Genomic DNA, 11,446 nt, shown 5'->3' on the forward strand with positions numbered 1-11,446 from the left:
CCTCAAACAAGGTCCGGCTGGATCAGCACTTTGCATTGCGTTGTGCGGCGGCGAAGGCTCTCGAATATCTGCGGAACCGGCGAGAGGTCGATCCGATCGGTGATCAGCGCCTGCGGTGCGAAAGGTCCGCCGCGCAGCGCATCGAGGGCGACGCCGAATTCGTTGCGCTGATGGAAGAAGACCGAGAAGAGCAGGTTCACTTCCTTCGTCAGCGCGACGAATGGATCCCATTCGTCGCCGCCGATACACAAGCCGACACCGACCACCGTGCCCTGCGGCCGAACCGCCTTGACCGCCGCGTCGATAAGGCCGCGCTTGCCGACGCATTCGAAGACGATATCGGGGGCTCCTCCGCAGAGATCGGCAAGGCTATCCGCCAGCTTGTTTCCGGACAGCGCGAAACCGGTTGCGCCCAGTGCGAGCGCACGGTCACGCTGATGGCTGTGAATATCGGCCACGACCACACAAGACGCTCCCAGCCGCCGCGCCCAGAAAGCGACGAGCAGGCCGATCGGTCCGGCGCCAAGGATGGCGACCCGGTCTCCGGGCTTCATGCCCGAGCGGACGATGCAGTGCAACGCGACCGAGAGCGGTTCGGCCAGCGCGCCATCCTCCAGCGCAACGTCGTCGGGCAAGACATGGCACTGGCGCGCGGCGACGGCCGCGTATTGCGCATAGCCGCCACCAATCAGCACCATGTCGGGACAGCGGCCTGGATCGCCGCGCCTGCAGGCCTGGCAGTGCCCGCAGCCGTGCATCGGCACGACGGCCACACGCTCACCGATCCGAAGGCTCGCCACCCGTGATCCCAGCGCGATGATGTCGCCGGCGAATTCATGGCCAAGAACGAAACCTCCACCGATGCCGAAAGGCACCGGATCCTCGGTGATATGCAGGTCGCTGCCGCAGATGCCGCAGGCTGCGATGCGCAAGACGACCTCATCCGGCGCCGGCGTCGGATCCGGCACCGTGCCGATCCGCAGCGGACTGCCGACCGTATCGAAGATGGCTGCTTTCATAAAAACCCTCCCTCTCAGCGGTTCGGATCGACGAGCCTGCGTCGGATCGGGAACCATGGCGCATCCCACCGTTTCGAGATCAGGCCCCAGATGCCGGTGCGGGCGTAGAGCGCCACCAGCAGCGTCATCAGGCCGAGGACGACGAAATAGCTCGCGCCGTATTCACCGAACCAGCGGTCCGCGATGAAGAAAATCAGGGATCCGATCAGAACGCCCTCGATGGACCCTATCCCGCCGACCATGACGATGAAGATCGCGACGTTCGCCCACATCGGATCAAAGGCCGAACCCGGGGTGATGCGCAGTTGCGCCATGAAATAGATGGCGCCCGCAAGGCCGCAGCCGACCGCCGACGCGACGTAGATCAGGAAGCGCAGCTTGACGACATTCACGCCCTGGCTCGCGGCCGCGACCGGATTGTCGCGCATGGCGATCAGCGCAAGGCCGAAGCGCGAGCGAAGCAGCCAATAGCTGCCGCCCAGCGTGACGAGCAGCATCCCCGCGCAGAGCAGCGACATGGCGACATTCCGCTCGAAGGCCGAATAGTCCTTCATCACGCGAAGCGACATCCCCGCGCCGGAATTGACGAGCGGGAGATTCGAGGCGGCCAGCCGGAATACCTCGGCCACCACCCATGTGCCGATCGAAAAATAGGGGCCATCCAGGCGATGCAGCAGCAGGTAGATCGGCACGGCCAGCGCGGCCGGCGCCAGCAGCGAAAGGAAGACCGCCACAAACGGATTGATGCCGTAAGTCTGCGCCAGCACGAAAAGCGCATAGCCGGCAGCACCCATGAAGGCGTGCTGGCCCACCGAGACGAGGCCGGCATAGCCGGCTAGCAGGTTCCACATCTGCGCGACGGCGATGTAGCAGCACAGCACCAGAATCGACCGGATCGTGCCGGTCGAGGCCCACCACGGCATGGCGGCGACACCGATCAGCGCCAGCACAGCCAGCGTCATCGCGATGCGACCGGACCGGGTCTGGCGCTGGACCAGGACCTCAGGCACCTCGGTTGCCACATAGGGGATCGCACTCATGACAATGCCTTTCCAAACAGGCCCTGCGGGCGGGTCGCCAGCACGATCAGGAAGACGATGTGTCCGGCGAGCACGCCGAAGCCCGGATCGATGCGGAAGCCGACGGCCTGCGAGATGCCGAGGACCATCGAGCCGGCGAAGGCGCCCCATACCGTCCCCATGCCGCCGATGATCACCGCTTCGAAGGCGTAGATCAGTTGGGCAGGTCCGTCGGCCGGCGCGACGGTCGACCGCAACGCCTGGAAGACGGCTGCAAAACCGAGGATGCCGACCGCTGCCGCTGTCGCCATCGCATAGACAGCGCGCGGATTGATGCCGGTCATTGCCGCTGCCTCGACATCCGCCGACGCGGCGCGGAGCGCCCGGCCGAAGCGCGTGCGCTTCAGCGTCAGGTCGAGGCCTCCTGTCAACCCCGTGGCGACGGCCAGCACGATCAGCGGCAGGAGGCCGACATAGATACCGCCGATCTCGATGGATTGACTCTCGATTCCATGGCCGGGCAACGATCGGCTGTTCGCGGACCATATCTGCAGCATCAGGTTCTGCAGCGCGATCGACAGTCCGAAGGTCGCGATCAGCGAGGGCAGCGGATCGCTCCCTACCACCCGGTTCAGCACGGCCTTCTGCAGCACCCAGCCCATCAGCACCGCGAGCGGCACCAGTACGATCAGCACAGGCAGCGGCCCCAGACCCCAGGCCGTGGCGATCGAGATGCCGATCAGCGACAAAAGGATCACAAGATCGCCATGGCTGATGTTGACGATCCGCATGACGCCGAACATGAGCGCCATGCCGAGCGCATACTGGGCATACATGCCGCCCAGCAGGACCCCCTGCACCAAGGCGTCAAACCACTCCATGGCCTGCTCCAAAATAGGCTTTGCCGATCTGCTCGCGCGTGATCTCGGCGGACCTGCCGGTCAGGGTCACGCGCCCCTCCAGCATGCAGTAGAGGCGGTCCGTGGCGGTTCGGGCGAGGCCGACATCCTGTTCGACCACAATCATCGCCGTTCCGGTGGCGCGGATTTCGGGCAAGGCGGCATAGATCTCGCGGATCACCTTCGGCGCAAGACCAAGGCTGATCTCGTCGCAGAGCAGCACGCGCGGCTGGCAGAGCAGCGCGCGGCCGATCGCCACCATCTGTTGCTGCCCGCCCGAGAGGCTCTGGACCTGCGTGCGGGCCTTCTCCTTGAGGATCGGGAACAGCTGATGCAACCGCGGCAGCGTCCATCCGCCCTTGGCGCCTATGCGCGCGGCCTGGTCGATGGCGACGCGCAGATTGTCCTCGACCGACATGCCGGTGAAGAGCCGGCGGCCCTCCGGCACGATGGCGACACCCTTCTGCACCATGCGGTCGGTGGTGGTGCCGCCAACGGCCTCCCCTTGCAGCAGCACCATCTCGCGCCGGACCGGGAGCAGGCCCATGATCGAACGCAGGAGTGTAGATTTTCCTGCCCCGTTGGCGCCGATCAAGGCCACGGCCTCACCCTGGTGCAGCTCGATGTCGACGCCGTAGAGCGCCTGGAAATCGCCATAGCGGGCCAACAGCCCGTGGGTGGAAAGAACGGCCGTCATGCCTCGATCCCCATGTAGACGCGTTGGACCTCGGGCAGCGCAATCACTTCGGCGGGCACGCCTTCAGCGATCTTCTCGCCGAAGTTCAGCACCAACAACCGGTCGGCCACCGCCAGCAGCGCGTGCAACACATGCTCGATCCACACGATGGTGATGCCACGGTCGCGGATGCGGCGCACCAGCGCTACCAGCGCCTTCGATTCATCGTCGGTCAGCCCACCCGCGATCTCGTCCAGCAGCAGCAGCTTCGGATCCGACGCCAGCGCGCGCGCCAACTCCAGCCGCTTGCGATCGAGCAGAGTGAGAGCGCCGGCCGAGACATTGGCCTTGTTGGAGAGCTCGCAATCGCGCAGGACCTGGGCGCAGAAAGCATAGCTCTGCTTCTCGGACCGGCCGCCGCCGCAAGCGGCGGCGCCCAGCAGGGTTTGGAAGGTGGTCATGCCGGAATAGGGACGCGGGATCTGATAGGTCCGCCCGATCCCCATCTGGCAACGCCGGAAGGGCGGCTCGCCGCGAAGCGCGGTGTCGCCGAGCTGGATCTCGCCGCCGGACGTCTTCAAATCGCCGCTGATCATGTTGAACAGCGTCGTTTTGCCCGCCCCATTCGGGCCTAGGATGCCCAGGACCTCGCCCCTATGCACGTCGAAACTCACGTCATGCAGGACGCGGACAGCGCCGAAGGACTTCGACACGCCGTGCGCTTTCAGCAGGATTTCCCTACCCATAACTCTGCCCGCGTTCCCGCTCATGTCACCAGGCGATCGGCTGGATAGCCTGCTGCGGCGCGAAGAGCTGATTGACCGTGTTGTCGACGATCTTCAGGTCATAAGGCCATTTCTCACCCTTCACCCACTGGCCGCCGAAGATCGGCGTCTTGCAGATGTTCTTGTGGGGCGAGCCGTCGAACTTGATATGACCGACCAGCGTCTGCAGATCGGTAGCGACCAGAGCGTCACGATTGGCCGCACGGTCGAGCGGATTGGAAGAGCGCTTCAGGATGTCGAGCGCGACCTCCAGCAGCGCGTGCGAATAGCCAAGCGGCTGCGTCCACTGGCGCTTCGTATCGGCTTCCCATTGGCTGGCGATGTCGCTGCTGATCTGCCCGGTCAGCGACGACTTGAACGGGAAGGCCGGGGTCCACCAGACCTCCGAGGACATGCCGTTGCCAAGCGGCCCCATCGCCTCGACACCGCCCGGGAACAGGAGCGCCGCCGCCACCGTGACCGCCTTCGGCTTGAAGCCCTGCTGGTTGCACTGGGTGACGAAGGTCTTCAGATCGTCGGGATAGGTGATGCCGCCGATGATCTCGCAGCCCTGCTTCTTGAACTCGGCGATCTGTGCGGAAAAATCATTGGTGCGGGGCTGGAAATAGCCGGGCACCACGACCTCGTAGCCGGCCTTGCGGGTCGGCGCTGGCAAGCCATATTCGTCGTTGCCCCAGGTCTCGCCGTCGATGTTCTGCGGGAACAGCATCCCGACCTTCTTGTTGGTCTCCAAATGGTTCCAGAGCCCGACGAAGGTGTTCAACGCCTCGTCGAGGCCCCAGAAGAAATGATAGGTCCAGTCGAAGGTCTGCTTGCCGCCGCCGCGCGGCATGATCACCGCTTGCCAGGGAGCGCCCGAGGAAATGCAGGGCGTTTCATAAAGTTCGGCCTGCTCGGCCGCGGGCAGGATCGTGTCGGTGGTCGAGGCCGGCACGAGCAGATGAACCTCGTCGTTCAGGATCAGATTGCCGGCGATTTCCGATGCCTTGTTCGGATTGGACTGGCTGTCGCGGTCGAGGATCTCGATTTCGTAAGTATTGCCGTCGGCGCATTGCAGCTGGCCGCCGAGCAGGGCGCGTATCTGCTGCAAGGTGTAGTCATCCGTTTCACCAAAAAGGGCGAGCGGTCCGGTCGTCGGGCTGAGGTAGCCCAGCTTGATCTTCCCGGCGGTCGCGGCGCGCACATAGGCCGGCATGCCCAGCGTGCTGGCGGCAACGCCGGCTCCAATCCCCTTCAGGACACTTCGGCGGCTGGGCCGCAAGCCCGATTTCACCAGTCTGTTGTAGTAGCTCATCGTCGGTTCCTCCCTGGGTTAAGTTTCTCCGGCCCACGGGACCGGTCTCAGTTCAAAGCGTGTTCAGGTCATCCGCAGCAGCGAGCCGCCATCGATGACGATCAGCGAGCCCGTCACGTAGGAAGCGGCAGGCGACGCCAGATAAAGCGCCAGGCCCTTGATCTCTTCGGGGTCGCCGATCCGACCGAGCAGCGACTGGGCCTCGAAGGCCTCGCGGTCCGCCGGGTTGCGCAGCCGACCGCCGGCGATGTTGGTGATGAACGGTCCGGGCAGGATGGCATTGATGCGGATGTTGTAGGCGCCAAGCTCCATCGCCATGTGGCGAACGAGATGGTTCACCGCGGCCTTGGCGGGCATGTAGGGCGTGCCCACGATGCTCTCGTTGATCAGCGATGCAATGGACGACGTGACGATGATCTGGCCGCCGCCATTCGGCTTCATGTGCCGGACGGCATGTTTGATCGTGGTGTAGACCGAGGTCAGGTTGATCTCGATCACCTTGTCCCAGTGCTCGTCGGGCAGGTTCTCGATGGCGCCCTCGGGGTTCCTTTCGCCCGTCTGGGTGTTGAAGCCCGGCCCGGCATCGATCCCGGCATTGGCGAATACGACATCGATCGAGCCCGCCTTCCCGGCGACCTTGTCGAAGGCTGCGGCCATGGCCGCACGGTCGCCGACGTCGACAACCTGGCCCCAGACATCGCCACCCACCGCCCTGATCGCGGCCACGGTCGTGTCAAGCCCGGCAGGGTTCAGGTCGAAGATGCAGACCTTCGCCCCGTGCTCGGCCATGATCTCGGCATAGGCCTGCCCGATGCCGCTGGCGCCGCCGGTGACGATCACCGACTTGCCTCTGACATCGAACATCTCCTCAAGTGCGGCCATCAGTTTCCTCCTTTGTGCGACAGCACGAAATCGAACTCCACGTCGTAGAACGGGGCCGCAACCTCGACCCTGGCGGCAGCTTCGGCGTTCTCGACCTTGCGGAATTCGGCGAGCAGGCTCTTCTTCACGCCGAAGACGGCATCTGAATCGATGTACGGGTCGTCCGGGTCGAAGATGTGCGTGGTCAGCGCTTCGAAGCCCTCGGCCTCGACGATGTAGTGGAGATGCGCCGGACGATTGGGGTGACGCCCCAGCGCGCCCAGCAGCTTGCCGACCGGACCATCATCCGGGATCGGATAGTATTTGGGCTTCACGCCGCGGAACCAGTAACGTCCGTCGGCGCCGGTGCGAAAGACGCCGCGCAGGTTGAAGTCGGGCTGGATGCCCTTCTGCTGCACGTCGTAGAAGCCCTCGTCATTGGCCTGCCAGACGTCGATCTTGGCGCCTGCGATCGGGTTGCCCTCGGTATCGAGGATGCGGCCATGCACGAACATGGGCTCGCCCTTCTGGTCGAGGCAGATGTTGGAGCCCATCGGCAGTTCGGGGGCGTCGGCGACGTGGAAGGGTCCCAGCACCGTCGATTCCGAGGCGCCCGACGGCTTGCGGTTGTTGATCGCATCGACCAGCATCGAGATACCGAGAACATCCGACAACAGGATGTATTCCTGCCGCCACTCGTTGCAGATCTGGCCCGTCTGCGTCAGGAACATGATCGCGCCGAACCATTCCTCCTGTGTCGGCTCGATCTCCTTCACCGCCTCGTGCAGCTTGCGGGTGATGACCTCCGTCACCTCTTTGAGCCGCTCATCCCCAGCGTTCCGGTTCCGCGCCACGACGACCTCGGCCGAGTTCGCTTCGGTGAAATAGCCGGATTCGTGTTCGTCGATCATGGGATCCTCCTCAGCGCGCCAGAACGGATTTGAAGACCCGGCGTAGTTCGGCCGCCGGATCGGCCGCCAGCGTTTCGCTGCGCCAGGCGACGTGGTGGTCGGGACGAACGATCAGGCAGCCGGTGTCGCGGATCTCCCGTGCGCCGGCCCAGTCGCCGGTATGATCCTCGATCGCGCGGCGTGGGCCGATCACATGGCTGCGGATCGGCAGACCGAGCTCCGCGCCCACCGTCTCCGCCGCGGCGACCCACGCCTCTCCGCCAATGCCGGTCAACAGCGTGAACTCGCCATGCCCGCAAAGATCGAGCGTCGAGACCTTCCTGCCCGAGCGCTCGAAGACCCAGACATGCGGCAAGCGCGCGCCCGGCCAGGTTGTCGGCGCATAGTGCAGCTCGCGATCCTTCTCGAAGGCCGGCTCGCGCTGGCCGTCGGTCACCACCGCGCCCGAGGCATAGCGCTGGTTCATCTCGACGCCATGGGCGTCGAACTCGTACTTCTTGAAGGCGATGGCCTTGCGGAGCGCCTCGCGCTGCGCTTCGGCGACGGGCGTCGCATCGGCGCGAGCCTCCATGTTCCTCTGGATCTTGTCGTGATCCACGCCGCCGTCCATGCCGAGCGCCTCGAAGATCGGTCCGAATTCGGCGATGGACTGGTTCGCCCGTGTCACGATCTGGCGCGCGATCGGTGCGCGCTCGGCCGAGAAGCTGTCCAGAAGCCCGACCCCCGCCTGCCCCTTGATGACCTTGGCAAGCTTCCAGGCGAGGTTGAACCCGTCCTGGATCGATGTGTTCGAGCCGAGCCCGTTCGAGGGCGGATGCCGGTGCGCGGCATCGCCCATGATAAACACCCGCCCCTTCTGCATGTGCGTGGCGAAGCAGTTGTTCACGGTCCAGGTGTTCGCGCCCAGGAGCTCGATCTCGAGCGCGGGATCTCCGACCAGTTGACGCGCGACGCTGGTGGCCAGTTCCGGCGTCACGTCCGGCGGCGGCTGGTTGATGTCGTAGCCCCAGACGATCAGCCACTCGGTCCAGGGCCGCACCATGCGAACGAGGCCCATGCCGATGCCGCCGACGTCGGCGCCGGGCTGCATGACCCAGTAGAGGACGCTTGGCCGGTGGGCGACATACTTCGAGAGATCGGCCCTGAACAGGATGTTCATCGAGCCGCCGACGCCCATCTTGCCTTCGAGCGGCAGGCCCAGATGCTCGGCCACCAGCGAGTTGCCGCCGTCGGCACCGACGAGGAACTTCGACCGCACGGTGAAATCCTTGCCCGACAGCCGATCGTGGCAGGTCGTCGTCACGCCGTCCGCATCCTGGACATGGCTGACATATTCCGTGCTCATGCGTGCCTGCGTCCCGCGGGCGCAGGCCGACTTGAACAGGATCGGCTCCATGAAGGTCTGCGGCAGATCGTTCATGAAGCAGGGAGACGACAGGAGATGTTCGGCCTTCGAGAGCGGGTGGATGCCCCAGCTCTTCATGCGGCCGATCTCCTCGCCGGCCAGGCTTTCGCAGAACACGTTCTCGCCCATCAGCTCCTGCGGCGAGGCGTGCATCATGGCCTCCGCCTCGACATCCGGACCGAGGTCGCGCAGCACTTCCATGGTGCGCTGGTTGGTGATGTGGGCACGCGGCGTGTTCGACAACCAGCGGTAGCGATTGACGATCATGTTGGCCACGCCGTAGCTGGACAGAAGTGCCGCCGTGGCCGAGCCGGCTGGGCCCGTGCCGATGATCAGCACGTCGGTTTCGATATCCGCCATCAAATTCCTCCCTCGATCTTCGGACCGGTCAGCCTGCGGCGAACCGGAAACAGGTGCAGGCCATTGCGGGACGCGATCAGGCCCCACAGCCCCTTTGGTGCAAAAAGCATCACGACGACGGCGATGAGGCCGAGCGTCATCAAGTACCAGCTGCCGTAGTCGGCCAGCGCCGAACGCAGCGCAAAGAAGACCAGCACGCCGAGGATCGGCCCCTCGATGGTGCCGATGCCGCCGATGACGACAATGAAGATGACGTTGGCGGTCCAGTCGGTGACGGCAAAGGCCGCGCTCGGCGAGATGCGGGCCGTCTGCAGGAAGATCAGCGCGCCGGTCAGCCCGGTGGCGGCCGCGGCGATCAGAAAGACCGCCCATCTGAGCCGGCCGGTATCGACGCCCACCGATTGCGCCGCGTCGACATTGTCGCGCACGGCCGCCAGCGCCAGCCCGAGGCGACTGCGCAGCAGCCAATAAATGCCTCCCGTCACGGCCACGAGCAGCGCCAAAGCCAGCCAGTAGGCCATAACATCGCGTGCCGCGGCCTCGCGGACCCCGAACAGCGCCCGGACCGCATCGGTGCCCAGGATACTGCTCGTCGCCTCGCGCGGCAGCGAGGTGCCGGTGCCGCCACCGAGCGCCTTCCACTGCGCGACCAGCAGTCGCGTCACTTCGGCGATCACCCAGGTGCCGATGGCGAAATAGGCGCCCTGCAAACGGAACGCGAAGAAGGCCGTCGGAACCGCCAGCACCAGAGCGGCAAGGCCGCCCAGCGGGATCGCCAGGACCGGATTCCAGCCGAGCAGGATCACGCCGGCGAACATCGCATAGGCGCCGATGCCAACGAAAGCCTGCTGGCCCACCGACACCAGGCCGCCATAGCCCGCCAGCAGGTTCCATATCTGCGCCAGCGTCAGCATGGTGAGGATGAAGAAGAGATCCTGTATGACGCCACGCGAGGCCACGGCAGGCAGCGCGAGCGCGGCGACGATGAAGATCGGCACGATGATCGCGGTCACGGTTCCGGCGCGGGTGCGGGTTGTCAGTCGATACATGCCGCCCTCAATCCACTGCGCGCGGAAAAAGCCCGCGCGGCTTGAGCAGCATCACGGCCAGGAAGGCGATGTGGCCGGCCAGGATCTGCCATTCCGGATTCAGCGCGGCGCCAAACGTCTGCGCCACGCCGATGATGATCCCGCCCGCGAGCGTCCCCCACAGGCTGCCGAGGCCGCCGATGATCACCGCCTCGAAGGCATAGATCAGCCGCGCCGGTCCGATCGAAGGATCGAAGTTCGCCCGCATGCCGAGATAGAGTGCCGCCAGCGTCACGACGACCATGGCGATCCCGGTGGCGATCGCGAAGATCCGCTTCGGCTCTATCCCCATCAGCCCCGCCGTCACGACGTCGTCCGAGGTGGCGCGGAAGGCACGGCCGAGGGCGGTGTGGTAGAAGAGCGCGTTGAGCGCAATGATCATCACGATCGCCGAGGCAAAGGTCATCAGCGGCATGATCCCCACCGTGACCAGCCCGAGATCGAGCGATGCCCCTTCCAACGCGCCCACCGGGATGCGGCGGCTGTCGGCGGAGAAGGCCTCGAGCAGGCCGTTCTGCAGGGCGACCGACAGGCCGAAGGTGACCAAAAGCGGCGGCAGGATGTCCTTGCCCAGCACGCGGTTCAGAACGGCGGTCTGCAGCAGCCAGCCGAGCGCGAACATCACCGGCATGGCGACCAGAGCGGCAATCCAGGGCGACAGGCCGAGCAGCGTGACGCCCATCAAAACCAGATAGGCGGCAAGAATGATGAGGTCGCCATGGGCGAGGTTCACCAGCCGCATGATACCGAAGACGAGGCTCAATCCCGCTGCGAACAAGGCATAGAGCCCGCCCAGCAGAATCCCTTGCACGAGGGTGTCCAGCCAGATCATCGCCGCGCCACCTCGATCAGGCCATAAGAGCGCTGCGCGAGCAGATGACAGAGCCTCGGTTGCCGCGTCATGCCGCCACTCCGAAATAGGCGGAATGGATGTCTTCGCGCGTGACCTCAGCCGCCCTGGCGGCCAGCGTGACGCGACCCTCCATCATGCAGTAGACGCGATCGGCCACCGCCAGCGCCTTGCCGATATCCTGCTCCACCAGCACGATCGCGGCGCCGCCTTCGCGGATCCTGGGAAGGGCTGCGTAGATATCGCGGATGACGACCGGCGCGAGGCCGAGGCTGATCT

11 protein-coding genes and 1 pseudogene are annotated in these 11,446 nt (G+C 65.2%); all 12 read right to left on the reverse strand.

Annotation, left to right across the window (positions count from 1 at the left end):
* Nucleotides 1-2: 2 nt before the first annotated feature.
* Nucleotides 3-1,019 (reverse strand): zinc-dependent alcohol dehydrogenase, encoded by a 1,017-nt coding sequence (locus NKH97_RS02980; protein ID WP_352440103.1) that lies wholly within the window; start codon nt 1,017-1,019, stop codon nt 3-5.
* A 14-nt stretch (nt 1,020-1,033) separates the two neighbouring features.
* Complete coding sequence (locus NKH97_RS02985) at nt 1,034-2,059, reverse strand: branched-chain amino acid ABC transporter permease (RefSeq protein WP_352440104.1); 1,026 nt, start codon at nt 2,057-2,059, stop codon at nt 1,034-1,036.
* Nucleotides 2,056-2,919, reverse strand: a complete 864-nt coding sequence (locus NKH97_RS02990; protein ID WP_352440105.1) for a branched-chain amino acid ABC transporter permease — start codon at nt 2,917-2,919, stop codon at nt 2,056-2,058. Before NKH97_RS02990 ends, NKH97_RS02985 begins: the two co-directional genes overlap by 4 nt.
* Complete coding sequence (locus NKH97_RS02995) at nt 2,906-3,634, reverse strand: ABC transporter ATP-binding protein (protein ID WP_352673900.1); 729 nt, start codon at nt 3,632-3,634, stop codon at nt 2,906-2,908. The genes NKH97_RS02990 and NKH97_RS02995 overlap by 14 nt, the downstream gene beginning before the upstream one ends.
* Nucleotides 3,631-4,359 (reverse strand): ABC transporter ATP-binding protein, encoded by a 729-nt coding sequence (locus NKH97_RS03000; protein WP_352795294.1) that lies wholly within the window; start codon nt 4,357-4,359, stop codon nt 3,631-3,633. Before NKH97_RS03000 ends, NKH97_RS02995 begins: the two co-directional genes overlap by 4 nt.
* A gap of 25 nt (nt 4,360-4,384) precedes the next feature.
* On the reverse strand, nt 4,385-5,692 hold the full coding sequence (locus NKH97_RS03005) for an ABC transporter substrate-binding protein (protein WP_352440107.1): 1,308 nt from the start codon (nt 5,690-5,692) through the stop codon (nt 4,385-4,387).
* Nucleotides 5,693-5,755: 63 nt separating this feature from the next.
* On the reverse strand, nt 5,756-6,574 hold the full coding sequence (locus NKH97_RS03010) for an SDR family NAD(P)-dependent oxidoreductase (RefSeq protein ID WP_352440108.1): 819 nt from the start codon (nt 6,572-6,574) through the stop codon (nt 5,756-5,758).
* On the reverse strand, nt 6,574-7,464 hold the full coding sequence (locus NKH97_RS03015; protein ID WP_352722229.1) for an intradiol ring-cleavage dioxygenase: 891 nt from the start codon (nt 7,462-7,464) through the stop codon (nt 6,574-6,576). The genes NKH97_RS03010 and NKH97_RS03015 overlap by 1 nt, the downstream gene beginning before the upstream one ends.
* A gap of 10 nt (nt 7,465-7,474) precedes the next feature.
* The gene (locus NKH97_RS03020; RefSeq protein ID WP_352722231.1) at nt 7,475-9,229 is read right to left on the reverse strand and encodes an FAD-dependent oxidoreductase; all 1,755 of its coding nucleotides are present in this window, start codon (nt 9,227-9,229) and stop codon (nt 7,475-7,477) included.
* On the reverse strand, nt 9,229-10,278 hold the full coding sequence (locus tag NKH97_RS03025; protein ID WP_352440111.1) for a branched-chain amino acid ABC transporter permease: 1,050 nt from the start codon (nt 10,276-10,278) through the stop codon (nt 9,229-9,231). The genes NKH97_RS03020 and NKH97_RS03025 overlap by 1 nt, the downstream gene beginning before the upstream one ends.
* Before the next feature lie 7 nt (nt 10,279-10,285).
* Nucleotides 10,286-11,149 (reverse strand): branched-chain amino acid ABC transporter permease, encoded by an 864-nt coding sequence (locus tag NKH97_RS03030; protein ID WP_023808929.1) that lies wholly within the window; start codon nt 11,147-11,149, stop codon nt 10,286-10,288.
* A gap of 67 nt (nt 11,150-11,216) precedes the next feature.
* A pseudogene (locus NKH97_RS03035) lies at nt 11,217-11,446 on the reverse strand (ABC transporter ATP-binding protein); the annotation flags it as partial.

The organism is Mesorhizobium sp. M0870, assembly GCF_040319775.1.
GTDB lineage: Bacteria > Pseudomonadota > Alphaproteobacteria > Rhizobiales > Rhizobiaceae > Mesorhizobium.